The 22,591-nt window shown below is 40.2% G+C and carries 26 protein-coding genes and 1 tRNA gene; 22 read left to right on the top strand and 5 right to left on the bottom strand.

What is annotated here, in order from left to right:
• Positions 1–16: 16 nt before the first annotated feature.
• The 9 genes from aroD to AC6I5B_RS11825 all read left to right on the top strand — a co-directional run bounded on the left by aroD (position 17) and on the right by AC6I5B_RS11825 (position 6,710).
• The gene (gene aroD, locus AC6I5B_RS11865; protein ID WP_022250614.1) at positions 17–778 is read left to right on the top strand and encodes a type I 3-dehydroquinate dehydratase; all 762 of its coding nucleotides are present in this window, start codon (positions 17–19) and stop codon (positions 776–778) included.
• An 89-nt stretch (positions 779–867) separates the two neighbouring features.
• A complete protein-coding gene (locus AC6I5B_RS11860; RefSeq protein ID WP_004611360.1) occupies positions 868–1,380 on the top strand; it encodes a TRAP transporter small permease in 513 nt (170 codons plus the stop codon).
• Positions 1,368–2,657 (top strand): TRAP transporter large permease, encoded by a 1,290-nt coding sequence (locus tag AC6I5B_RS11855; RefSeq protein WP_004611359.1) that lies wholly within the window; start codon positions 1,368–1,370, stop codon positions 2,655–2,657. Before AC6I5B_RS11860 ends, AC6I5B_RS11855 begins: the two co-directional genes overlap by 13 nt.
• A gap of 12 nt (positions 2,658–2,669) precedes the next feature.
• On the top strand, positions 2,670–3,659 hold the full coding sequence (locus tag AC6I5B_RS11850) for a TRAP transporter substrate-binding protein (RefSeq protein WP_270651371.1): 990 nt from the start codon (positions 2,670–2,672) through the stop codon (positions 3,657–3,659).
• 140 nt (positions 3,660–3,799) lie between these two features.
• The gene (efp, locus tag AC6I5B_RS11845; protein ID WP_004611355.1) at positions 3,800–4,357 is read left to right on the top strand and encodes an elongation factor P; all 558 of its coding nucleotides are present in this window, start codon (positions 3,800–3,802) and stop codon (positions 4,355–4,357) included.
• A 243-nt stretch (positions 4,358–4,600) separates the two neighbouring features.
• Positions 4,601–5,482: a DUF5688 family protein gene (locus AC6I5B_RS11840; protein WP_022250619.1), complete on the top strand. Its 882-nt coding sequence runs from the start codon at positions 4,601–4,603 to the stop codon at positions 5,480–5,482.
• Between the two features lie 86 nt (positions 5,483–5,568).
• Positions 5,569–5,640 (top strand) — tRNA-Arg (locus AC6I5B_RS11835).
• Positions 5,641–5,682: 42 nt separating this feature from the next.
• Complete coding sequence (locus tag AC6I5B_RS11830) at positions 5,683–6,387, top strand: AzlC family ABC transporter permease (RefSeq protein ID WP_144166834.1); 705 nt, start codon at positions 5,683–5,685, stop codon at positions 6,385–6,387.
• Positions 6,378–6,710, top strand: coding sequence for a branched-chain amino acid transporter permease (locus AC6I5B_RS11825; protein ID WP_004611350.1), 333 nt, complete (start codon positions 6,378–6,380; stop codon positions 6,708–6,710). The genes AC6I5B_RS11830 and AC6I5B_RS11825 overlap by 10 nt, the downstream gene beginning before the upstream one ends.
• Positions 6,711–6,756: 46 nt before the next feature.
• Here the strand turns inward: AC6I5B_RS11825 and AC6I5B_RS11820 are convergent, their stop codons facing one another.
• The 4 genes from AC6I5B_RS11820 to AC6I5B_RS11805 form a co-directional block, all read right to left on the bottom strand.
• A complete protein-coding gene (locus AC6I5B_RS11820) occupies positions 6,757–7,539 on the bottom strand; it encodes a hypothetical protein (protein ID WP_497773363.1) in 783 nt (260 codons plus the stop codon).
• Positions 7,533–8,231, bottom strand: coding sequence for an ABC transporter ATP-binding protein (locus tag AC6I5B_RS11815; RefSeq protein WP_004611348.1), 699 nt, complete (start codon positions 8,229–8,231; stop codon positions 7,533–7,535). The genes AC6I5B_RS11820 and AC6I5B_RS11815 overlap by 7 nt, the downstream gene beginning before the upstream one ends.
• On the bottom strand, positions 8,232–8,600 hold the full coding sequence (locus tag AC6I5B_RS11810) for a GntR family transcriptional regulator (protein ID WP_004611347.1): 369 nt from the start codon (positions 8,598–8,600) through the stop codon (positions 8,232–8,234).
• Between the two features lie 88 nt (positions 8,601–8,688).
• Positions 8,689–9,564, bottom strand: coding sequence for a deoxyribonuclease IV (locus AC6I5B_RS11805; RefSeq protein WP_022250624.1), 876 nt, complete (start codon positions 9,562–9,564; stop codon positions 8,689–8,691).
• 205 nt (positions 9,565–9,769) lie between these two features.
• On the opposite strand from AC6I5B_RS11805, the gene argS reads away from it, so the two are divergent.
• From argS to AC6I5B_RS11790, 3 genes are read left to right on the top strand one after another with little or no spacing between them, the layout of a single operon-like run.
• Positions 9,770–11,536, top strand: a complete 1,767-nt coding sequence (gene argS / locus AC6I5B_RS11800; RefSeq protein WP_004611345.1) for an arginine--tRNA ligase — start codon at positions 9,770–9,772, stop codon at positions 11,534–11,536.
• 3 nt (positions 11,537–11,539) lie between these two features.
• The gene (locus AC6I5B_RS11795; RefSeq protein ID WP_004611344.1) at positions 11,540–12,724 is read left to right on the top strand and encodes an alanyl-tRNA editing protein; all 1,185 of its coding nucleotides are present in this window, start codon (positions 11,540–11,542) and stop codon (positions 12,722–12,724) included.
• Positions 12,685–13,527, top strand: a complete 843-nt coding sequence (locus AC6I5B_RS11790; RefSeq protein WP_022250626.1) for a CPBP family intramembrane glutamic endopeptidase — start codon at positions 12,685–12,687, stop codon at positions 13,525–13,527. The genes AC6I5B_RS11795 and AC6I5B_RS11790 overlap by 40 nt, the downstream gene beginning before the upstream one ends.
• A 71-nt stretch (positions 13,528–13,598) precedes the next feature.
• Here AC6I5B_RS11790 and AC6I5B_RS11785 read toward each other — a convergent pair whose 3' ends face one another.
• Entirely contained in the window at positions 13,599–13,967 is a 369-nt protein-coding gene (locus tag AC6I5B_RS11785) for a VOC family protein (RefSeq protein ID WP_071144290.1), read from the bottom strand.
• A gap of 185 nt (positions 13,968–14,152) precedes the next feature.
• Between AC6I5B_RS11785 and AC6I5B_RS11780 the strand changes: the two genes are divergently transcribed.
• The 10 genes from AC6I5B_RS11780 (at position 14,153) to AC6I5B_RS11735 (ending at position 22,541) form a co-directional block, all read left to right on the top strand.
• On the top strand, positions 14,153–15,193 hold the full coding sequence (locus AC6I5B_RS11780) for a C40 family peptidase (protein WP_071144750.1): 1,041 nt from the start codon (positions 14,153–14,155) through the stop codon (positions 15,191–15,193).
• 123 nt (positions 15,194–15,316) lie between these two features.
• A complete protein-coding gene (locus AC6I5B_RS11775) occupies positions 15,317–16,495 on the top strand; it encodes an NlpC/P60 family protein (RefSeq protein WP_459632800.1) in 1,179 nt (392 codons plus the stop codon).
• A gap of 158 nt (positions 16,496–16,653) precedes the next feature.
• The gene (gene rpsB, locus AC6I5B_RS11770) at positions 16,654–17,400 is read left to right on the top strand and encodes a 30S ribosomal protein S2 (protein WP_022250631.1); all 747 of its coding nucleotides are present in this window, start codon (positions 16,654–16,656) and stop codon (positions 17,398–17,400) included.
• An 84-nt stretch (positions 17,401–17,484) separates the two neighbouring features.
• A complete protein-coding gene (gene tsf, locus AC6I5B_RS11765; RefSeq protein WP_004611338.1) occupies positions 17,485–18,405 on the top strand; it encodes a translation elongation factor Ts in 921 nt (306 codons plus the stop codon).
• 290 nt (positions 18,406–18,695) lie between these two features.
• Complete coding sequence (locus AC6I5B_RS11760) at positions 18,696–19,130, top strand: DUF6075 family protein (protein WP_101879817.1); 435 nt, start codon at positions 18,696–18,698, stop codon at positions 19,128–19,130.
• A gap of 12 nt (positions 19,131–19,142) precedes the next feature.
• Positions 19,143–19,316, top strand: a complete 174-nt coding sequence (locus AC6I5B_RS11755; RefSeq protein WP_004611644.1) for a hypothetical protein — start codon at positions 19,143–19,145, stop codon at positions 19,314–19,316.
• A 2-nt stretch (positions 19,317–19,318) separates the two neighbouring features.
• The gene (locus AC6I5B_RS11750; RefSeq protein WP_009461710.1) at positions 19,319–20,104 is read left to right on the top strand and encodes a ParA family protein; all 786 of its coding nucleotides are present in this window, start codon (positions 19,319–19,321) and stop codon (positions 20,102–20,104) included.
• Positions 20,094–20,999, top strand: a complete 906-nt coding sequence (locus AC6I5B_RS11745) for a ParB/RepB/Spo0J family partition protein (protein ID WP_101879816.1) — start codon at positions 20,094–20,096, stop codon at positions 20,997–20,999. The genes AC6I5B_RS11750 and AC6I5B_RS11745 overlap by 11 nt, the downstream gene beginning before the upstream one ends.
• Positions 20,980–22,221, top strand: coding sequence for a replication initiator protein A (locus AC6I5B_RS11740; protein WP_101879815.1), 1,242 nt, complete (start codon positions 20,980–20,982; stop codon positions 22,219–22,221). Before AC6I5B_RS11745 ends, AC6I5B_RS11740 begins: the two co-directional genes overlap by 20 nt.
• On the top strand, positions 22,218–22,541 hold the full coding sequence (locus tag AC6I5B_RS11735) for a DUF6050 family protein (RefSeq protein WP_101879814.1): 324 nt from the start codon (positions 22,218–22,220) through the stop codon (positions 22,539–22,541). The genes AC6I5B_RS11740 and AC6I5B_RS11735 overlap by 4 nt, the downstream gene beginning before the upstream one ends.
• Positions 22,542–22,591 lie beyond the last annotated feature (50 nt).

Below are 22,591 nucleotides of genomic sequence, written 5' to 3'. Positions count from 1 at the left end.
CTGTAGGAGGAAGTTTATGAATCCGGTAATCGTAAGAAATGTAAAGATCGGAGAAGGAGTACCAAAAATCTGTGTGCCGATCGTAGGAGTGACAAAGGAAGAAATTATCAATGAAGCAAAAACATTTGAAAATATTCCGGTAGATGTAGTAGAATGGCGTGTAGACTGGTTTGAACATGTTTTTGAATTTGAAAAAGTAGAAGAGGTTTTAAAAGAGCTGAGAGAAGCTTTGGGAGAGACACCATTGTTATTCACATTCCGTACTTCAAAAGAAGGTGGAGAGAAAGCAATCGAGGCAAAAGAATATGCAGAATTAAATAAGAAAGCTGCTGCGACAGGATATGTGGATTTAGTAGATGTGGAAGCATTTACAGGAGATGAGGTTGTAAAAGAAATCATCGAAGCGGCACACGAAGTGAATGTAAAAGTAGTTGCGTCTAACCATGATTTCGACAGGACACCTGAAAAAGATGAGATTGTCTCAAGACTTCGCAAAATGCAGGACTTAGGAGCAGACATTCCGAAGATTGCAGTAATGCCGAACAACAAAAAAGATGTTCTTGTATTGTTATCTGCGACAGAAGAGATGGCATCTGAGTATGCGGACAGACCGATCATCACAATGTCAATGGCAGGAACAGGCGTGATCAGCAGACTTTGTGGAGAAGTATTTGGTTCTGCTTTGACATTCGGAGCAGCAAAAAAAGCATCTGCACCAGGGCAAATGGAAGTGAATAATTTGGAAACTGTATTGCAATTGTTACACAAAAGCCTATAATAAGTGCAAACAGGCTTGACAGCGAGACTGCCAAGCCTGTTTTTAAATCCGTGTTGTGTTAAGAAATAAACGAATGAGAGGAGCAGGCTATGAAAAGAGTATTCACATGGTTAAATAACAGTCTGGAAGAATTCCTGATGGGAGCAGGTCTTATCATGATGACTGCCATTATGGGAATTCAGGTGGTTTTTCGATATGCATTTGGCATGTCTTTGTCATGGTCGGAAGAGATCACAAGATATATTTTTATTTGGGAAGGATTTTTGAGCATCAGCTATTGTACGAAAAAATGTATTTCTATAAAAGTGGAGCAGTTTGTGGCGATGTTTCCGAAACGAGGAAAAGCGTTGTTTAAGCTGGTGAATCATACGATTGAACTAGTATTTTTCTGCTATATGATACCGTATGCCTTTTTGTATCTGCGCTCTGCGATTGAGAGCGGACAGGTCAGTCCGGCGTGTGGAATTCCGATGTATTACATTCAGGCAGCGCCGTTTGTATGCTTTATTCTGGCAGCATTTAGAATTGTGCAGAGATGGTGGATCGAGCTTCAGGTTGTAAGGGCGAAAGAAAAAGGAGGGGAAGAATCATGCCAATCGTAGTTGTATTTTTAATATTTGTAGTTTGCCTGGTGATTGCGATTCCGGTATCGATATCACTTGGGATTGTATCGGTATTGCCGGGAGCATTTGACCCTTCTTTTACGGCGAGCGCCCAGTTTGTCATTCGTTCTATGTTTGGTGGAATCGACAGTTTTCCACTTCTTGCAGTGCCGATGTTTGTGTTCTCCGGAATCGTTATGGCAAAGGGTGGAATCTCGAAAAGGCTGTTTGATGTTTTCGCGTATTTTCTTGGAAAAAGAACTGCGGGAATGCCGTGCGCAGTGATTATTACATGTTTGTTTTATGGTGCAATATCAGGTTCGGGCCCGGCTACTGTAGCGGCGGTTGGAAGTATGACAATACCGATTCTGATGGAACTTGGATATGACAAGAAATTTGTGACAGCAGTGGTTGCTGTGGCGGGAGGACTCGGTGTGATCATACCGCCAAGTATTCCGTTTATCATGTATGGAATGGCGGCGGGAGAATCCGTGAGTGATCTGTTTATCGCGGGAATTATTCCGGGACTTTTGATTGGCGGCCTGCTGATGATCTATGCAATCTATTACTGTAAGAAATATGGAGAAGACAAAGAAAAGATTGCAGAAGAGATTGGAAAATTACATGCGAAAGGCTTTTTGAAAGTGTTAAAAGAGAGCTTTTTTGCCCTGCTTAGTCCGGTTATTATTTTAGGGTGCATTTATTCGGGAATTGCTTCACCGACAGAGGCTGCGGTTATCTCGGTTTTCTATGCGTTGATTATCAGTCTTTTTATCTATCGCACGATTCAGGTGAAGAACATTTGGGGAATCATTGTAGAATCCACAAGAACTTATGCGCCGCTGTTATTTATACTTGCAGCGTCAATTGCGTTTTCGCGGGTGCTTACACTGATGCAGGTGCCACAGGCAGTCAGCGAATGGATTTTGACACACTTTAGTAATCCGATTGTCATTTTAATTGTGATTAATATCTTTTTACTGATTGTGGGAATGGCGATGGACACGACACCGGCGATCTTGATCTTAAGCCCGATTTTATTGCCGATTGTAACAGAAATAGGAATGGACCCGATTCATTTTGGTGTGATGATGGTTGTAAACCTTGCAATTGGTTTTGTGACACCTCCGATCGGAGTCAATTTGTTCGTGGCAAGTTCACTTACGGAGATACCGATTATGGAAATTGCAAAAAAAGCATTTCCGATGATTGTGTTCTTCTTGATTGCGTTACTGCTGATTACATTTATACCAGGTATCAGTCTTGTGCTATTGTAGGAGGGAAATCTGATGAAGAAAAAAATATATATGGCAACAGCGGTGCTGGCTGCTGTACTCTTGTCCGGGTGCGCCAAGGAGAGCGATGTGCAAAGATACGCTTGGCCGCTTGCGACATCCAGTCCGGAAGATACGGTGACACAGTTGTTCTCGGAAAAATTTGCAGAAGAGGTGGATCGGCTAAGTGATGGAAAGATGAAGATTCAAGTATATCCAAACAGTACGCTTGGCGGAGACCGTGAATCGTTAGAAAGCTGTAAAGACGGAGATATTCCGTTTGTCGTACAAAATACAGCGCCGCAGGTTACGTTTATGAAAGATGTCGCGGTATTTGACATTCCATGTGTGTTTGACTCTATTGAAGAAGTCCGCAACAAAGTGGATGATGCGAAGTTCTATGGTCTGATGGAAGATGTTTACAAAGATGCGGGCTATAAGCTGTTGGGGTATGCGGATCAGGGGTTCCGTGTCATGTCCACGAACAAAAATATTACTTCCCTGTCGGATTTTAAGGGGCAAAAGATCAGAACAATGGAGAATCCGTATCATATGGCTTTCTGGAAGTCGCTCAAAGCGAATCCGACACCTATGACTTTCAGTGAGGTGTACATCGGGCTTCAGCAGGGAACAATCGATGCACAGGAAAACCCATATGAGGTTATTGTTTCCAGTCGATTATATGAACAGCAGGATTATGTGGTTGAGACAAATCATCTGCCGCATTTGATTTCTTTGATTGTCAGTGATGAATTTTTTGAAGGGCTTTCAAAGAAAGAGCAAAATGTGATCACAGAGGCTTCTGAGATTGCAAAAAAATACGCAAGAGAGCAGTCGGACACCCGCATTGCGGAAAAAATCAAGGTGATTGAGGAAAGTGGAACGAAGATTGTTCCTATGAGTGAAGAACTAAGACAAGAGGTGCGGGATGCCTCAAAAGGAGTGACAGAAGAGATCTGTCACAGTGTGTCAAAAGACATTGTAGATGCGTATTTGGAACAATAATTAAGTGGATAGAAAAAAAGGTTGAAAAATCGTACAAACTATTATAGAATGGATAGAAGTGAAGAAGAATATTTATGCTTAAAGGAGCATGTCCCGCAAGATGTAGTGATACATGTGGGAATAATTAAGGAGGATAACAGATGATTTCAGCAGGAGATTTTAAAAATGGTGTAACCCTTGAAATTGACGGGAATATTTATCAGATTTTAGAATTCCAACATGTAAAACCAGGTAAAGGTGCAGCGTTCGTTAGAACAAAATTAAAAAATATTATCAGTGGTGGAGCTGTAGAAAAAACATTTAGACCTACAGAAAAATTCCCAAAAGCTCATATCGAAAGAAAAGATATGCAGTACTTATATTCTGATGGAGAATTGTATCACTTCATGGATGTTGAGACATATGATCAGATTGCATTGAATGAAGATGCAATTGGTGATTCACTCAAATTCGTAAAAGAGAATGAGATGGTGAAGATTTGTTCTCACAATGGCAATGTATTTGCTGTAGAGCCACCATTGTTCGTAGAACTTGCGATTACAGAGACAGAGCCAGGATTTAAAGGAGATACAGCACAGGGTGCGACAAAACCAGCTACTGTGGAGACAGGAGCAGTTGTATACGTACCGTTGTTTGTAGAACAAGGCGATGTTCTGAAGATTGATACACGTACAGGAGAGTACTTATCAAGAGTATAATGGATTCTGTTCAGATATCTGATAACGGAGAGGATGAGTTTATTTATAGGATAGCTCATCCTTTTTTTGTTACAGAGGAAATGTTAGCGTATGGATAAAAATTTCAAAAAGGCATTGTATTTTTCAGAAGCTTCGGTTATAATCAAAAAACCATAATATATTTCAAATCTATTTTCTTTGACAGGTTCATGTCAATTTTTCAAGAGGGATAAAAAGAAAGCAACTCACAGGAAAGGAGTTTATATGAATTATCAGCAATTTGTGAGTGCAGTAGAAGTAAGAATAAAGCAACAGGTGAAAGAAGGGATGTCAGTATGTATTCAGACGACGATGAAAAATAATGGAAAAAACAGAGTCGGAATCATGGTCAGTGAAAAAGGAATCAATGTATCGCCGACGATTTATCTGGAAGAATATTTTGAGCAGTATCAGAAACATCAGTCACTTGACCGGATTGTAAAGAGCATTTTAAAATTGTATCAGGAAGTGCGCATAGAGCATGCGTGGGAGACTTCGGTATTGCAGAGCTTTTCAAAAATGCAGCAAAAAATTGTGTACAAACTGATTCATGCAGAGGAGAATGCAGAACTTCTCGAACAGATTCCACATGTGTGCGTGTTGGATTTGGCGATTGTATTCTATGTGCTGCTGGATGTCAGTAAATCAGGAACAGCCACCATATTGATCACAGATGATATTGTGAAAATGTGGGGTGTGGAAAAAGAGAAAATCTATAACATTGCACATCAGAACACGAAAAAACTCCTGCCGCCGGAATTTCAAACAATGCACTCCGTGGTGGCTGAATTGCTTGGCGAAGAGACAAACGATGAAGAGGAAGAAGATTTTATGTATGTGCTAACCAATGAAATCCGAAGCTTTGGTGCTGCGTGCATTTTGTATGATAAGGTGCTTGAGGATATTGGAAATCAGCTCGGAGAAAATTATTATGTACTCCCAAGCAGTATACATGAAGTGATTATCGTGCCGGAGAGTAAGAGCCCGAACCGTATCGATCTGGAGGATATGATTGAAGAGATCAACGATACGCAGGTGGAAGAGGAGGAAATCCTCTCTTACAGAGCATATTATTTCAGCAGAAAAGAAAACCGACTAATTTTGTGATTTTGTAAATCCAGACAGAATTTCTTTACTTTTGGAGAAAAGTGTGATATTATTTAAAAGTCGTTTACGATGTAAACGACTCTTATACACCTATAGCTCAGGGGATAGAGCACCGCCCTCCGGAGGCGGGTGCGGCGGTTCGAATCCGCCTAGGTGTGTATATTTGAGAATGATATAAAGTGTAGGATAGAGGAAGAGAAATGTCACAACATAGGCAAGCATTTAAGAAAGCATTTCCTTATACAATTCCGGTGTTGACGGGATATTTGTTTATAGGAATTGCGTTTGGTGTGATGTATGCAGAAAAGGGATATTCTTTCGTATGGGCGATATTAATGAGTCTGCTTGTATATGCAGGTTCTGGACAATACCTGGCAGTGAATTTTTTCGTGCCGGGTATTTCTTTTTTACAAGTCATTTTTTTGACATTTATGGTGAATGTCAGACATGTGTTTTATGGAATCTCTCTTTTGGAAAAATTTAATAAAATGGGCAAATCAAGATGGTATATGATTTTTAGCTTGACGGATGAGACGTACTCATTGCTTTGTACGACAAAAGTGCCTCAGGGAGTAGCGGAAGAAAAGTTTCTTTTGGCGATCGCACTTTTGAATCAATCTTATTGGGTGATTGGTTCTGCAATCGGTGGTTTGGTGGGAAGTCTTCTTCCGATCAATTCAGAGGGAATTGATTTTGCAATGACGGCATTGTTTGTTGTGATCTTTATTGAACAATGGATGGAGAAAAAGAACCGGATACCGGCGGTGATCGGTGTTGTGGGAGCGTTTGTTTGTCTGCAGATTTTTGGCGCGGACAGTTTTGTATTGCCGTCGATGCTTTTGATTGTTCTTATATTGTTTGTGGGGAAAAAGAGATTGGATAAGGAGGAAGAAGGATGCCGGTAAGTGCGGGAATTTCGATTTTGATTATTTTGGCGGTTGCACTGACTACATTTGCAACGAGAGTTACTCCTTTTTTGGTCTTTCCAAAAGGAAAAGAGATTCCAGAGACGATACAGTATCTTGGAAAAGTATTGACACCGGCAGTGATCGGGATGCTTGTTGTATATTGTTTAAAAAGTACACCGGTGCGGGAGGCACCGCATGGTGTTCCGGAGTTGATTGCTGTGGCCACGGTTGCGGCACTGCATGTGTGGAAACGAAACAATCTGCTCAGTATCGGGGCTGGAACGGTGCTGTATATGTTTTTGATTCAGGTTGTATTTTGATAAAAATAGGGACGAGGGTTTCAAAAAGAACCCTTGTCCCTGTTTTTTAGTTGAGATTTGTTTTTTTCTTTAGTAAGTAGTATGTACCACCGAAGAACAGGAATGTTTCCAGGATACATAGGATGGCACTTGCCTTATAAGAACTTAAGAATGCTGTTGTGGCAAGCGAATCAGAGGAAGCGCTCAAAAATGGATCATATCCAACTGCAAACATGACGATCAGCATCAATACAGAAAAAACTGTTGAAATTGCAAAGTAAGCAATGATTGCTTCGAGCACTCTGTGCGAAGAAAGGAGCTGCCCGATAGATACTGAAAAATAGTAAAGTGCCACATTCCCAAAACATCCGACAACAGAGATTCCGACAGTTGACCAGAAAAACAGGCTTGGTGACATCTCCAATGCTTTTTCTAGCTCATTAAGCGCCTCTGCAGAGTTTTGATAAACCTGTGGTATGATAACCACAATTGCAAGTCCTGCGATGACGATTGCGAGATCTAAAATACTCCAGACGCATGCTGCAAATGCTTTGGAAAACAGAAGCTGTCCTCTTGTCGCCGGAAGTGTCAGTGTCAGATATCCTTCGTCGGTATACAGGCTTTTATAATAGCGTACTACAATTAAAATAGATGTCGCACATGGTACAACGATCCAGATGGAGATCAGGAATACAAATGAGACAATCAATATCACATTTGGCAGATCCATCGTGGCCATCGCCTGAAACATAAATCGTCCAATCAGACAGGCAACCAGCAAAAGAATATGAATCGGAAGTAAAAATCGGGAGAGTGCCCGAAATTCGTGTTTAATTAATTTACTTAACATCTGAATACCTCCCTGAATAATGTATCTACGGATTTTCCGTGCTCAATTCGGATGTCATCTACACTTGTATTGAGTGCAATGTGCCCGTTTTGAAGAAAAAGAACACGGTCTAAAATGTTTTCAATATCTGTGATCAAATGTGTAGAGATCAATATTGTAGCATTTTCATTATAGTTTGTAAGAATGGTGTTCAGTATATAATCACGTGCTGCCGGATCAACACCGCCGATTGGTTCGTCCAATACGTACAAATCTGCATTGCGGCTCATGACTAAAATCAATTGTACCTTTTCTTTTGTCCCTTTGGAAAAGGTGCGGAGTCTTGCATTTGAATCAATCTGCAAATGTGCAAGCATCTCATAGGCACGTTTCTCATCAAAATTCTCATAAAAGTCTTTGAAATAAGAGACAATCTCTTTTACTTTCATCCAGTCGCTTAAGTATGTCCGTTCCGGAAGGTAAGAGACAATATTTCGTGTGGTGACAGATGGTTCTGCCCCGTCGATCAATATGCGTCCATCTGTTGGAACGAGCAGACCGTTGATGAGTTTGATCAATGTTGTCTTTCCGCTTCCGTTTGGTCCTAAAAGACCGATAATCTGTCCTCTGTCCAGAGATAGATTTAAGTTCGATAATGCAGTAAAGCTTCCGTAATTTTTGGTAAGTCCTCTGCACTCCAAAATAGGATTCATCTATTTTTCCCCCTTTATTCTCTCTTCCATAAGTTGTAAAGCTTCTTCTTCTCGAAAACCGAGTTGTTTCATTTTTTCGAAAAATTCTAAGATATGTTCATTGGCAAGATGCTGTTTTAGTTCTTTTATCATAGTTGCGTCCTCCGTAATAAAACGTCCACTCGTTCTCTGTGAGTATACCAAACCAACACGTTCCAGTTCTGATAAAGCTTTTTGCATCGTGTTTGGATTTACAGCAGCTTCTATTGCGAGATCGCGTACAGAAGGAAGCTTGTCACCAGCGTGGTATTTGCCCGATACAATATCCATTTGTATACGTTCCATAAGCTGCAGATAAATAGGTCGGTCATTGCTTAGTTCCCATGGCATTTAAGAATCACCTCACTTTGTATTAAATATATAATACAATATTACAATTAGAAGAAGAGAAAGTCAAGAGGAAGGTAAAATAATCATCTTAAAGGATAGAAGAGAATGTCTTGGTTTTTAACATTTCAATTTCGTGTTTGTAAGGTGCGAAAGATTTTTTGGGATTCTCTGTAGATGGAATATAAGGTGTCTCCAAAATCTTTGGCACTGTTTTGAAGTCTTTGTGATGCACGATATAGGAGAGTGCATCAAAGCCGATTTCGCCGAGACCTATGTTGGCATGGCGATCCTTGGAAGCACCGCGTATATTTTTGCTGTCATTAATGTGAAAGACGGCAATCTGCTCTTTGCCTATGAGTTTGTCAAAATGGTTGATGACTCCGTCAAAATCGTGAATGATATCATAGCCACTGTCATGTGTATGGCAGGTATCAAAGCAGACGCGCAGCTTTTCGTTGTGGACAACACCGTCGTAGATGCGTGCAAGTTCTTCGAAAGACCGTCCGATCTCGGTTCCCTTTCCTGCCATCGTCTCTAAGGCAATATTACAATTCGTGTCCTTGGTCAGGACAGTGTTTAATCCCTTTACGATTTGTGCAATTCCGGCATCTGCTCCAGCGCCTACGTGTGCGCCGGGATGGAGAATCAAAGTGTGACTTTTACAGCTTTCTGTTCGCTCCAATTCTAGCTGCAAAAATTCTACTGCCAGCTCAAAGGTTTCCGGTTTGATTGTATTTCCAAGATTGATGATATACGGTGCATGCACAACGATTTCGTCAATTCCGTGAGCGGACATGTAATCCCATGCCGCGTCAATATTTAATTCACTGATATCTTTTCGGCGCGTATTTTGGGGTGCGCCTGTATAAAACATAAAGGTATTGGCGTTGTATGAGACGGCTTCTTTTGCTGAACCAAGCAGCATCTCTTTGCCACTCATACCTACATGAGAGCCTATTTTCATAATGTTTCCTCACTTTCATAATATAGTATATTTAAGTTTCAATAATAGTAATCGTTCCTAAATATATCATGGAAGAAAAGAAAATACAATAACGAACGAAATCTTTTGCAAATATATGGTTGTTGCAATGAAATCCTTGTGCTAAAATAAGGAAGTATAAGAAAAAATATGAACGAAATAGAGCAGATGCAAAGCAGGAGGAACTATGAAAAAAATAGCAGATATTTTAACATTTGAATTGGAAGCTGCCTTTGAGAAAGCAGGATATGATAAACAATATGCAAAGGTTACATTGTCAAACAGACCGGATTTGTGTGAATATCAGTGTAATGGCGCGATGGCGGCGGCAAAAGCTTATAAGAAAGCACCGATCATGATTGCCAATGATGTGGTTGAAGTATTAAAAGAAAGTGTTTGCATTGAGCAGGTGGAGGCGGTCAATCCAGGATTTATCAATATTATTCTGGACGGTGAGTTTGTCGCTTCTTATTTAGGAAAAATGTCAGAGCAGGAAAAACTTGGTGTGGAAGAGCCGACAAAGCAGAAGACGATCATTGTGGATTACGGCGGAGCGAATGTTGCAAAGCCGCTTCATGTAGGACATCTTCGCTCAGCGGTAATTGGGGAAAGTGTAAAACGAATCGGGAAATATGTCGGACATAAGATGATTGGAGATGTGCATCTTGGAGACTGGGGATACCAGATGGGACTTGTCATCACCGAGCTGAAAAAGAGAAAACCGGAGCTTCCATATTTTGACGATCAGTTTGAAGGAGAATATCCAGAAGAATCACCGTTTACGATCACCGAGTTGGAAGAGATTTATCCGACAGCGAGCGCATACGCAAAAGAACATGAAGATTATAAAGAAGAAGCATTGCAGGCGACATTCTTATTGCAGAACGGGCATAGAGGATACACTGCAATCTGGAAACACATTATGAATGTTTCTGTTGCGGATTTAAAAAAGAATTACGGTGCATTGAACGTGGAATTTGATCTTTGGAAAGGCGAGGCAGATGCGCAGCCATATATTCCGGAGATGGTAGAATATATGAAAAAAGAAGGTTATGCACATATTGATCAGGGAGCGCTTGTCGTAGATGTCAAAGAAGAGAACGATACAAAAGAGATCCCGCCGTGTATGATCTTAAAATCTGACGGAGCGGCATTGTATGATACGACAGATCTTGCCACACTGATCGAACGTGAGAAACTGTATCATCCGGATGAGGTGATCTACCTTGCAGATAAGCGTCAGGAACTGCATTTTGTGCAGGTATTCCGTTGCGCGAAAAAGACAAAGATCATCAATGAGAATATGGAATTGAAGTTCATTGGATTTGGTACAATGAACGGAAAAGACGGAAAACCATTTAAGACGAGAGACGGCGGAGTGATGCGTCTGGAGAGTCTGATCAATGACATCAATGAGGAGATGTATAAAAAAATTGCAGAGAACCGTACGATGTCCGAAGAAGAGGCGAGAAAGACAGCACAGATGGTTGCGCTTTCTGCCATGAAATACGGAGATTTGTCAAATCAGGCTGCGAAGGATTATGTGTTTGATGTGGAAAGATTTATCTCGTTCGAGGGAAATACAGGACCGTACAATTTATATACGATTGTGCGTATCAAATCAATTCTTGCAAAATATGCAGAAAGTGGAAAAGATGCAGCCAAGTGCAAGATGAAAAAACCTCAGACACAGAGTGAAAAAGCATTGATGCTGGAGGTTGCAAAATTTAATAATGTCATTGAGACAGCATTTGAAGAACTTGCACCACATAAAATCTGTGCATACATTTATGATCTTTCGAATGCATTCAATCGCTTCTATCATGAGACGAAGATTCTTTCAGAAGAGAATGAAGACCGAAAAGCAGGATTTATCGCATTGTTGCTGATTACAAAACGGGCATTGGAGGCATGTATTGACATGCTTGGTTTTGAGGCTCCGGAAAGGATGTAGGATATGACAGAAAAGTTATTTTATGAAGATAGTCATATGGTAACCTTTTCGGCAACGGTTGTCTCGTGCGAACAATCAGGGGAAGTATATGAGGTGGTTCTTGACAGAACTGCCTTTTTTCCTGAGGGAGGGGGACAATACGCAGATACCGGGAGACTAGATGATGCAAAAGTGACAGATGTGCAGGAAAAAGCCGGAATCATTTACCATAAGACGAACCAATCTTTGGAAATAGGAAAAACAGTACAGGGCACGATTGACTGGGAAGAACGGTTTTCCAAGATGCAGCAGCATTCCGGAGAACATATTGTATCAGGGATTGTACATGCGGTATATGGCTATGACAATGTCGGGTTCCACATGGGAAAAGATGCCATTACAATGGATTTCAACGGCAGCATTTCTAAAGAAGAATTAAAAGTGATCGAGCGAAAAGCCAATGAAGCAGTGGTGAAGAGTCTGGATATCAAGGTGTTGTATCCCGCTAAAGAGGAATTAGATTCAATTGCTTACAGAAGTAAGATTGAGATTGAAGGGCAGGTACGCATTGTGGAGATACCAGGATATGATGTGTGCGCCTGTTGTGCACCGCATGTCAAAAAGACTGGGGAGATTGGATTGATCAAGCTTTTGAATGTGCAGAATTATAAAGGTGGCGTACGAATTTCCATGCTCTGTGGATTCCGGGCACTTCAGGATTATGAGCAGAAAGCAGAGAGTGTGAAAAAAATTTCTGTTTTGCTGTCAGCCCCGGAGGAGGAAGTCTTTTCAGAAGTCACCAGATTAAAGCAAGAGATTTCATCTGGAAAAGCGAAGGTTTCACAGCTTCAGCAAAAGCTTCTTGTCTATAAGGTGGAGCAGATTCCACAATCCCAAGAAGTAGTCGTTTGGTTTGAGGAAGAGCTTGAGGGAAATGCGCCGAGAGAATTGACAAACCTTATCATAGAAAACGGTGCTTCGATTGGAGCTGTATTTGCGGGAGATGAAAAAGATGGCTATCGCTATGTGATTGGAAGTAAAAGTTGTGATACACGAATATTTTCAAAACGATTAAATGAGAAATTCGGCGGAAGAGGCGGTGGAAAACCAGAGATGGTACAAGGTTCTTTGGCGGGAAGAGAAGAAGAAATTCGAAAGGAAGTGGAACTGTGCAGCAAAGAAGTCCTGGACAGCGGATTTGGAGACTGATCGGTCCGATTATTGTAAAAATGGCGGTTGCATTTGTGGTGGAGGCAGTTGTGATTTTTCTGTATGCGATATTTGTGCATCCGGAGACATTTCAAGCGGTGTCCAGCCAGGAAGAGTTGATGCAAAAGACGGTGGAGCTGACAGATGGTGTTTTGAAATATGCAACACAGATTAGCGCATTGGCTGCGCTTTGTACGATACCGATTCTTGCGTGGATGTTTCGAAAAGACCGGAAGCTGGAAAAAGAAAGTGGAGTTACACCGCAAAAAAAAGCGGCTTTTGGAAAATATATTTTGATTGTCGGAATCAGTATACCGGTTGCGCTAGGGGTTAACAATTTGTTGCTTTTGAGCAATCTCTCAGAAGTGAGTGAGGGCTATAAACAGGCGTCGGAGATGTTGTACACTCCGTCTTTACCGGTACAGATCATATGTCTTGGCATTGTTATTCCGATCATGGAAGAGTTGATTTTTAGAGGACTGCTCTTCAAGCGTCTGAGAGAAGTTATGCCGATGGTTCCGGCAGTGATTTATTCTGCGCTGTTTTTCGGATTGTATCATGGAAATCTGGTGCAGATTATTTATGGAACAATATGCGGTCTTCTTTTGGCATATGTCTATGAAAAATTCGGCTCGTTAAAAGCGCCGGTTTTGATGCATATGACCATGAATATATTAGCTTGTGTAGTGACTGAACTGAACGGATTTGCGTGGATGCTGGAGCAGCCGATGCGAATGGGAATTATCACTGTACTCTGTGCACTAGTGGCATCAGGCATGTTTGTTTTGATAAAAGATATGTAAAATAGAAAAATACAAATTGGGAGCTCTCGTTCATAGCAAACGTGCGCTCCCGATTATTATGGTGTTTTCCGTTATTCGGCTGGAATGATCTCGATCCAATATCCATCCGGGTCAGAAATAAAGTAGATTCCCATATCCGGATTCTCAAAACAGACACATCCCATCTCTTTGTGATATTTGAATGCAGCATCAAAATCAGATGTCTCAAATGCCAGATGAAATTCATTGTCTCCAAGATTATAAGGACGGTCCCAGTCACGAAGCCATGTCAGTTCGAGCTTCTGAGTAGAAGTCTTGTCGCTTAAGAATGCAAGGATAAAACTTCCGTCAGAAGCTTCTTTTTTGCGAACAACTTCAAGACCAAGCGCTTTCTTGTAAAAATCCAGCGATTTTTCCAAATCTAATACATTTAAGTTGTTGTGATTGAATGTAAAATTCATAATTGACCTCCTGATATGTGTTTTTTTGTTTAAATATAGCATATCATATATTACGAAGAAAAGGCAAAAGGAAAATGAATATTACAAAAATATTAAAAAATATTGCAAAAATGTATGAAGTGTTATATAATCGGGGTAATGAGGATTGTAAAGAAAATACTAAAAAATTCAGGATAGGTGGAATAATGAACAAATTTGGAAAGACTTTATTGACCTCTCTACTGGTAAGTTCTCTCACAGTGAGTTCTGTTTTTGCGGCGCCGTCAGTCGATGATTTAAAGCAGAATAAGGAAGCAGCGGAGAAGAAAGTAGAGACATTGCAAGATGAGATGGCAAGTCTGATGGCAGAGATTAATACGTTGGAGGAAGAGCTCGTTCAGACAGGAAAAGAGATCATAAAAGCAACAGATGATCTGCAGAAAGCAGAGGAAAAAGAAAAGACGCAATACGAAGAGATGAAAGCTCGTATTAAGATAATGTATGAGAATGGAACAGGTTCTATGCTCACAAAAGTATTTGAATCAGGAAGTATTGCTGAGATGCTGAAAAAAGCGGAATATGTTCAGGCAGTTCATGATAAAGACAGAAAGTGTCTGGAAGACTATGTTGAGACGAAAGAAAAGATTGCTGACTTAAAAGAATCTTTGGAAGAAGATCAGAAAGAACAGCAGAAAAAGCAAAAAGAATTTGAAAGTCAAAAAGAGACTTTGAATGCGACGATTGAAGAAGCAAAAGCAGAAGTTGATGATTTTGATGCACAGATTCAGGAAGCTGCACAGAAAGCAGAACAAGACAGACAGCGAGCATTGGCAGCAAGCTCTGGTAATCGTGGGAATTCCGGAACAACCTCCAATGGAGGTGGTAGTGATTATGTACCGCCTAGCAACTCTGGCGGCGGACAAGCAATTGTAGATGCGGCATATAGCTTTATCGGAGTTCCGTATGTGTGGGGCGGTGAAAGCTACAGCGGAGTGGATTGTTCAGGACTAGTGCTGATGGCGCACAAGGCAATTGGAGTAAGTTTACCACATAGCTCAGGATCTCAAGGAAGTGGTGGAAAAGCAGTTGCCAATATGGCTGCCGCATTACCTGGAGATGTTGTGTGCTATTCTGGACATGTAGGGATTTACATAGGCGGAGGACAGATGATTCATGCACCGGACTTTGGTCAGACAGTAAAAGTTTCGAGTGTATACGGATCACCTTGGTTCAGAAGATACTGGTAGGAAGAGTGAAAGGGTTATGACTATGTCATAGCCTTTTTTGTTTGGAGAAAATGATTGAAAAGGGGAGGTATTTATAGTATATTAAACTATATAGGGGGAGAAAAAATAGAGAAAGGGACTAAGATGAAAAAATTTACAAAAATACTTGTATCAGCGATTACAGCAAGCAGCTTGATTGTATCACCGGTTTTTGCAGAACCGAACAGTGTGGACAATCTTGAGACACAGAAAAAGGAAGCACAACAAGAAGTAGACACGCTTCAAGCAGATTTGACAAAGATATTGACAAAGATCAATGACATAGATGCCCAGATGACGACAAAGGGGGAGGAGATCATTCAGGCGAAGTCAGATTTAGAGACTGCACAGGAAAAAGAAAAGAAGCAGTATGCAGAGATGAAATATCGAATTAAAGTCATGTATGAGAATGGAACAGGCGCTATGTTGACAAAAATTTTCCAATCGGGCAGTATTGCGGAGATGTTAAAACAGGCAGAATATGTACAGGCAGTTCATGACAGAGATAGAGAATATTTGGAAAAATATATAGAGACAAAAAATGAAGTAGCTTCATTAAAAAGTGGTTTGGAAAAAGACATGGATAAATTAAAAGAATTGAAGGCGGAATCTTCCACCCAGAAAGAAAATTTATCCAAGACATTGGAAGCAAAAAGGACGGAAGTGGCAGATTTAGATGAGCAGCTTCAGATAGCGGCACAGAAAGCCGCGGAGGAGGCAGCGAAGAAAGCGGAAGAAGAAGCAAAAAAACAGCAGCAACAGGTGGCGTCAAATAAACCGTCTGGGAATAGCCAGTCTGGAGGAACATCCAGTGGAAGTTCAGGCGGCGGAAATAGTCAGCCGCAAGAAAAACCAAGCCAGCCGGACTCTGGAACTTCAGGTGGCGGAAGCAGCAACAATGACAGTAATAACAATACAGGAAACGGTGATGTAAGTGTTGGACAGGCAATTGTGGCAGCCGCAAGAAGTTATATCGGAACACCGTATGTATATGGTGGAACAAGTTATAATGGCATCGACTGTTCCGGACTTACCATGAGAGCCCATCAGGCAGTGGGAATCTCGATTTTGCGTACATCAGGAGAACAGGCAGCAGGTGGAAAAAGTATAGCGAGTCTTGCAGATGCGCTTCCGGGAGATATTATCTGTTATCCTGGACATGTTGCGATATACATAGGCGGAGAGCGTGTAATCCATGCACCGACAGAAGGACAGACGGTAAAAGAGGCGAGCGTATACATGGGATCATCACAGCCGATTACAGCAATCCGAAGATATTGGTAAAAAAGACTTGCCATGTATCATTTAGATATGGTATACTACTAACGTTGCAAAAAACACATATATGGTTATCCTTGCAGGTGCCAAACTCTTTTTATAAAAAAGAGCGGTTGCAAGGCGGGAAGTATATGGAAGTAAAAAACCAAATGGAGGAAAAACACATGAGCGTTATTTCAATGAAACAATTATTAGAAGCAGGTGTTCACTTTGGACATCAGACAAGAAGATGGAACCCTAAAATGGCTGAGTACATCTACACAGAAAGAAACGGAATTTACATTATCGATTTACAGAAATCTGTAGGTAAAGTAGACGAAGCTTACAAAGCAATTTCTGATATCGCAGCTGAAGGTGGTACAATTCTTTTCGTTGGTACAAAGAAACAGGCACAGGATGCAATCAAAACAGAAGCAGAACGTTGCGGAATGTTCTACGTAAACGAGAGATGGTTAGGTGGAATGTTGACTAACTTCAAAACAATCCAGAGCAGAATCGCCCGCTTAAAAGATATCGAAAGAATGGCTGAAGACGGAACATTCGACGTATTACCTAAGAAAGAAGTTATCGAAATCAAAAAAGAATGGGAAAAACTTGAAAAGAACTTAGGTGGAATCAAAGACATGAAGAAAGCTCCAGATGCAATCTTCGTTGTTGATCCGAAAAAAGAAAGAATCTGTGTACAGGAAGCTCACACATTAGGAATTCCGTTGATTGGTATCGCTGATACAAACTGCGATCCAGAAGAATTAGATTACGTGATTCCAGGTAATGATGATGCAATCAGAGCTGTTAAATTAATCGTTGCTAAGATGGCAGATGCTGTAATCGAAGCAAACCAAGGTGTAACAGGTGCTGAGGAAGTATACGAAGAAGTTGCAGAAGAAGTAGAAGCAGCTGAAGAAGCGTAAGATTTCGAACATGAATGCTTCAGCCTTAAGAACAGGTTGAAGCATTTTTTAAAAAGAACACACAATTTTATGGAGGAATGAATCATGGCAGTTACAGCAAAAATGGTAAAAGAATTAAGAGAAATGACAGGCGCAGGAATGATGGACTGTAAAAAAGCTCTTAATGAAACAGATGGAAATATGGATGCAGCAATCGAATATTTAAGAAAAAATGGTCAGGCAAAAGCTGACAAAAAAGCTGGAAGAATCGCTGCAGAAGGTATTGTAAAAGCAGTTGTAAAAGACGATAAAGTAGCAGCAATCGTTGAAGTAAACTCAGAGACAGACTTCGTTGCTAAAAATGCTGATTTCCAAAGCTACGTAGAAGAAGTTGCTAATCAGGCATTAAACACAGAGACAACAGATATCGAAGCTTTCTTGAGCGAAGCATGGGCAGCAGACAACTCTAAGACAGTAAAAGATGTTTTAACAGAAAAAATCTCTGTAATCGGAGAAAACTTAAACATCAGAAGATTTGAAAAAGTTACAACAGATGGTTGTGTAGTATCTTACATCCACGGTGGCGGAAGAATCGGTGTATTAGTAGAAGCTGATACAGATGTTGTAAATGATGAAATCAAATCATGCTTAAGAAACGTAGCTATGCAGGTTGCAGCTATGTATCCAAAGTATGTATCTCGTGATGAAGTAGATGCTTCTTACATCGAACACGAAAAAGAAATCTTATTAGCTCAGGCTAAGACAGAAAATCCAGAAAAACCAGAAAACATCATTGAAAAAATGATTATCGGACGTTTGAACAAAGAGATGAAAGAAATCTGCTTATTAGATCAGGTTTACGTTCAGGACAGTGATTTAACAGTTGCTAAATATGTAGAAAAAGTAGCTAAAGAAAACGGTGCTAACGTAACAGTTAAGAGATTTGTTCGTTTCGAAACAGGTGAAGGATTAGAAAAGAAAGAAGAAAACTTTGCTGAAGAAGTAGCAAAACAGATGGGCAATTAAGCAAAGTTTTCAATCTGAAATTTAATTAGAGTTTTATAGGCTCTGAGAGCCTTGTAAACACACTATTTCCAAGTGTTTATAAGGTTTTCAGGGCTTTTTTTATTGCCAAAGGGAAAAAGGGCAATATATCATTAAAGACCGTCTAAAACCGTCTAAAATCACATCAAATTGAGTATTACACAACATGCAAATCGAGTAAAATGTATATCCACAATCTTCAGCGAAGTTTACACAAATTACTGGAATATTTAAAAGCACCCTAAAAGTTAAAGCTATCAGGAGGGAAAAATATGAATAACACAGCGTTAAGAGCAGAGAAAGAAATCACAAACACAATTATCTTCAGAAACGAGAAACACAAAGACTTTTATCAAACATATATGAAAAAATGCCGCCGCCAAGATGTGTATCACAAAGCCTTGATTTATTGTCTTGGGATTAGTGAAGATACAAGAGTCAATATAGATTGTATTTACGATTTGAGAACAGGATATGTAAAAACAGAATGCCTTCAAGAAGGGTGGCAGACCAGTGGCAGCGTAAGGATTGTTCGTATGGCTTTTAATTTATACTGTAACGGGACGCCAAGCGTATATGACTATGAAAGCGAAGATGGAAAATTACAGGAGTATGCAGGATATACACCGGAGGAGTTATTTTGCTGTGGGTATGCGAGATACTTTTGGGAGGCAATTAAAATTCGTTATCCGGAATATTGCTTTTAGAGGAGAAGAAGCATGTTAAAAGTCAGAGTTCAGGGAACAAAATCAGATATTCGATGGTTTCGGGAAAAGTTGGAGCAGCATCCTCAGATAGCGGTGCTACAGGTATCTGACCTGTTTTCCAATAAAGGAACTACAAAATATTTTCGTATGTATGCAGAGATAGAAGAAAAGAAAGGCGGAAGATAAGTATGTGTAAAGTAATCGCAATCGCAAATCAAAAAGGTGGAGTCGGAAAGACAACAACTTGTGTCAATTTAGGGATTGGCTTAGCAAGAGAAGGAAAAAGAGTTCTTTTAATAGAAGCCGACGCACAGGGAAGTATGGCTGCAAGTTTAGGGATACAGGAGCCGGACGAGTTGGAAGTAACTTTAGTAACAATCATGGAAAAAGTAATCAATGATGAAGATGTTGAACCAAATGAGGGGATTATCTGGCATGATGAAGGCATTGCCTTTATTCCGGCAAATATTGAACTGGCAGGATTAGAAACTGCGCTGGTGAATGTGATGAGCAGAGAAATGATATTAAAACAATATCTTGATACGGTAAAGGCAGAGTATGACTATATTCTGATTGATTGTATGCCGTCACTGGGAATGATCACAATCAATGCGCTGGTAGCGTCGGATTATGTGTTGATCCCGGTAGAAGCAGCATATCTTCCGGTAAAAGGACTTCAACAGTTGATTAAAACGATTGGGAGAGTACACAGAAAATTAAATCCCCAGCTTTCTATTATGGGAATTTTATTTACAAAGGTTGACCGAAGGACAAATTTTGCAAGAGATATAGCCGAACAAATCCGGCAGGTATACGGAACAAGAGTACATATTTTTAAGAATTGTATTCCTCTGTCTGTTCGGGCTGCAGAAACAACAGCAGAAGGAAAGAGTATTTATCTGCATGATCCGAAAGGGATAGTAGCAAAAGGATATATTTCTCTGACAGAGGAGGTGCTTGCATATGAGGAGTAAGAGCGCAGAAAAAGTAAAACTTTCTTCTTTTGATGATTTGTTTGGTAAGGAAGAACCAGTAAGTGGTGAGGTAGTCACTTCTGTTCCGATTGATTTGCTGCACCCATTTAAAAATCACCCGTTTCATGTGCAGGACGATGAGAAAATGGAAGAAACCGTAGAGAGCGTCAAGCAATATGGGATTTTGATGCCCGGGATCGTCCGCCCTTATCCAGATGGCGGATATGAGGTAGTAGCAGGACACCGCAGGTGGAGAGCATGTGAACTTGCCGGGTTAGAGGAAATGCCTGTTATTATTCGGGATATAGATGATGATACTGCGACGGTGATTATGGTGGATACTAATATACAAAGAGAGGATATTCTGCCAAGTGAAAAAGCCTTCGCTTATAAAATGAAGTATGAGGCACTGAAACATCAGGGAAGTAAAGGGGAAAAATATACTGCTGAAATGGTAGGAGAAACTGCAGGTGACAGCGGAAGAACCGTTCAGAGGTATATTCGTCTGGCAAATTTGATCAGCGGATTGTTAGACCTTGTTGATGTGAAGAAAGTTCCTATGATTGTAGGAGAAAAACTATCTTATCTTACAAGGGAAGAACAGGAGCTTGTTTTGGAGGCAGTGAGAAATTGTGAAATCATGCCAACAGCGGCGCAGGCAGAAGCAATCAAGATGTTTAGTGAAGAGAAAAAACTGGACGGAAATGTCATATATGGACTGTTATTAAAAAAGAAAAATAGTGGGAATGGAGTGACGATTTCAGCGAAGAAAATCAGCAGTTATTTTCCACCTGCATATACAAAACAAGAGATAGAGAATGTAATTTATACCTTGCTGGAAGAATGGAAAAATGGCAGAGAGGAGGAATTGGAGCATGGAGAAGATACAATTTGATTATTATAGGGGAATGGAGGCAGAGCAGTACAGTTTTTACCGTGTTCCTAAAATTCTGTTCACTGCAGAATGCTTTAAAGAACTTTCCTGTGAAGCAAAAGTACTCTACGGTCTATTATTAGACCGTATGAGCCTCAGTATGAAAAATCATTGGCTGGACGAAGAAGAAAGAGTATACATTATTTTTACCGTAGAGGAAATTGCAGAGTTATTAAACTGTGGAACGCAAAAAGCGGTAAAACTTCTGAAAGAACTGGACAGTGAAAAAGGGATTGGATTGATTGAAAAAAAGCGGTTGGGACTTGGCAGACCAAATGTAATTTATGTAAAGAATTTCTTGGTTCAGAAAAATGATGAAGAAAATAGTGATATATCAGATTTGCAGAATTGTGAAAATCACAATTCAGGAGTTGTGAAAACCACAATTCAAGAGTTTCCAAAATCACAATTCAAGAATGATGAAAATCACAATTCAGAAGATGCGGAACCCATAGACATAGAAACAGAACGGTTGGAAAAGGAGCCGTATTTGAGTGGTGAGAAGGAAATTTTAGAAAATATGGAGATAAAAATGCAGGAAAATGAGGGGACTGGGGAAGAAAACTTCCAGAATTGTGAAAATCACAATTCAAGAGTTGTGAAAACCACAATTCAGGAATATCCAAAATCACAATTCAAGAATGATGAAAATCACAATTCAGGAGTTGTGAAAACCACAATTCAAGAATGTCCAAAATCACAATCTAATAATACTGATATTAACAAGACAGAGAATAATGAAACGGAGAGTGGTAATATCCTATCAAATCTTATCTGTCCGGAAAAAGAAAAAACGATAGATGAGATTGAGCAGAGGAATACATACCGGGAAATAATTCGGGAAAACATTTCGTATGAGTGTTTCCGGAATGATACCCCACATGCAAGAGAAGAAGTTGATGAGTTGGTGGAATTGATGGTAGAAGTTATGGTAATGCCGGATCAGGGAAAAATCCGGATTGCCGGAGAAGATAAATTAGTATCACTGGTAAAAAGCCAGTTTATGAAATTGACACATGCCCATATTGAGTATGTCTGTCTTTGCCTGAATAAAAATACAACGAAAGTCGGGAACATTAAGTCCTATCTTTTAACGGCACTTTATAATTCTGTTTTGACAATCAATCATTACTATCAGGCAGAAGTAAACCATGATTTATACGGAGGAGGATGGGGAAAATGAGGCAGGAAATTTTTTGCCGTATGATTTTTGTGACAGAGGTGTTATTGTGGACAGTGATTTTTTATCCATTTTGTGTGGAAGGAGGAAACTGTGATTATTTAAAATTATGGATACTGGTAGGGATTCCTTTTGGAATCCGTAAGATGCAGATATGGATTGTTCCACGAAATAGAGATGTGGGGAGCACGATTGCCATGTTGGTGTTTCAAATGCTGATTGGAGGCATAATAGGGGGAGTTGTATTAGTGTGGAAACTTTTTTTATTGTTTGTTTTTATGGGATTACAACTTTATAAAGCAATAAAAAAGTTGATAAAGTAGAAGATGATAAGAGTTGAGCATGTTTGGCAGCCTGAAAAGGGCTGCCTTTT

The sequence above is a fragment of the Faecalimonas nexilis genome (genome assembly GCF_059731825.1).
The sequence above is the reverse complement of the archived record's forward strand: the minus strand, read 5'-3'. Positions and strand labels throughout refer to the sequence as shown.

What these genes read in the sequence shown, in the direction of transcription:
- efp (WP_004611355.1), top strand. Translation starts at nt 3,800, where the DNA reads ATGATTTCAGCAGGAGATTTTAAAAATGGTGTAACCCTTGAAATTGAC.
- AC6I5B_RS11760 (WP_101879817.1), top strand. Translation starts at nt 18,696, where the DNA reads ATGAATAACACAGCGTTAAGAGCAGAGAAAGAAATCACAAACACAATT.
- aroD (WP_022250614.1), top strand. Translation starts at nt 17, where the DNA reads ATGAATCCGGTAATCGTAAGAAATGTAAAGATCGGAGAAGGAGTACCA.
- AC6I5B_RS11745 (WP_101879816.1), top strand. Translation starts at nt 20,094, where the DNA reads ATGAGGAGTAAGAGCGCAGAAAAAGTAAAACTTTCTTCTTTTGATGAT.
- AC6I5B_RS11780 (WP_071144750.1), top strand. Translation starts at nt 14,153, where the DNA reads ATGAACAAATTTGGAAAGACTTTATTGACCTCTCTACTGGTAAGTTCT.
- AC6I5B_RS11815 (WP_004611348.1), bottom strand. Translation starts at nt 8,231, where the DNA reads ATGAATCCTATTTTGGAGTGCAGAGGACTTACCAAAAATTACGGAAGC.
- AC6I5B_RS11850 (WP_270651371.1), top strand. Translation starts at nt 2,670, where the DNA reads ATGAAGAAAAAAATATATATGGCAACAGCGGTGCTGGCTGCTGTACTC.
- AC6I5B_RS11810 (WP_004611347.1), bottom strand. Translation starts at nt 8,600, where the DNA reads ATGCCATGGGAACTAAGCAATGACCGACCTATTTATCTGCAGCTTATG.
- tsf (WP_004611338.1), top strand. Translation starts at nt 17,485, where the DNA reads ATGGCAGTTACAGCAAAAATGGTAAAAGAATTAAGAGAAATGACAGGC.
- AC6I5B_RS11860 (WP_004611360.1), top strand. Translation starts at nt 868, where the DNA reads ATGAAAAGAGTATTCACATGGTTAAATAACAGTCTGGAAGAATTCCTG.
- AC6I5B_RS11785 (WP_071144290.1), bottom strand. Translation starts at nt 13,967, where the DNA reads ATGAATTTTACATTCAATCACAACAACTTAAATGTATTAGATTTGGAA.
- AC6I5B_RS11840 (WP_022250619.1), top strand. Translation starts at nt 4,601, where the DNA reads ATGAATTATCAGCAATTTGTGAGTGCAGTAGAAGTAAGAATAAAGCAA.
- AC6I5B_RS11750 (WP_009461710.1), top strand. Translation starts at nt 19,319, where the DNA reads ATGTGTAAAGTAATCGCAATCGCAAATCAAAAAGGTGGAGTCGGAAAG.
- rpsB (WP_022250631.1), top strand. Translation starts at nt 16,654, where the DNA reads ATGAGCGTTATTTCAATGAAACAATTATTAGAAGCAGGTGTTCACTTT.
- AC6I5B_RS11830 (WP_144166834.1), top strand. Translation starts at nt 5,683, where the DNA reads ATGTCACAACATAGGCAAGCATTTAAGAAAGCATTTCCTTATACAATT.
- AC6I5B_RS11825 (WP_004611350.1), top strand. Translation starts at nt 6,378, where the DNA reads ATGCCGGTAAGTGCGGGAATTTCGATTTTGATTATTTTGGCGGTTGCA.
- AC6I5B_RS11795 (WP_004611344.1), top strand. Translation starts at nt 11,540, where the DNA reads ATGACAGAAAAGTTATTTTATGAAGATAGTCATATGGTAACCTTTTCG.
- AC6I5B_RS11855 (WP_004611359.1), top strand. Translation starts at nt 1,368, where the DNA reads ATGCCAATCGTAGTTGTATTTTTAATATTTGTAGTTTGCCTGGTGATT.
- AC6I5B_RS11740 (WP_101879815.1), top strand. Translation starts at nt 20,980, where the DNA reads ATGGAGAAGATACAATTTGATTATTATAGGGGAATGGAGGCAGAGCAG.
- AC6I5B_RS11755 (WP_004611644.1), top strand. Translation starts at nt 19,143, where the DNA reads ATGTTAAAAGTCAGAGTTCAGGGAACAAAATCAGATATTCGATGGTTT.
- AC6I5B_RS11820 (WP_497773363.1), bottom strand. Translation starts at nt 7,539, where the DNA reads ATGTTAAGTAAATTAATTAAACACGAATTTCGGGCACTCTCCCGATTT.
- AC6I5B_RS11735 (WP_101879814.1), top strand. Translation starts at nt 22,218, where the DNA reads ATGAGGCAGGAAATTTTTTGCCGTATGATTTTTGTGACAGAGGTGTTA.
- AC6I5B_RS11775 (WP_459632800.1), top strand. Translation starts at nt 15,317, where the DNA reads ATGAAAAAATTTACAAAAATACTTGTATCAGCGATTACAGCAAGCAGC.
- AC6I5B_RS11805 (WP_022250624.1), bottom strand. Translation starts at nt 9,564, where the DNA reads ATGAAAATAGGCTCTCATGTAGGTATGAGTGGCAAAGAGATGCTGCTT.
- argS (WP_004611345.1), top strand. Translation starts at nt 9,770, where the DNA reads ATGAAAAAAATAGCAGATATTTTAACATTTGAATTGGAAGCTGCCTTT.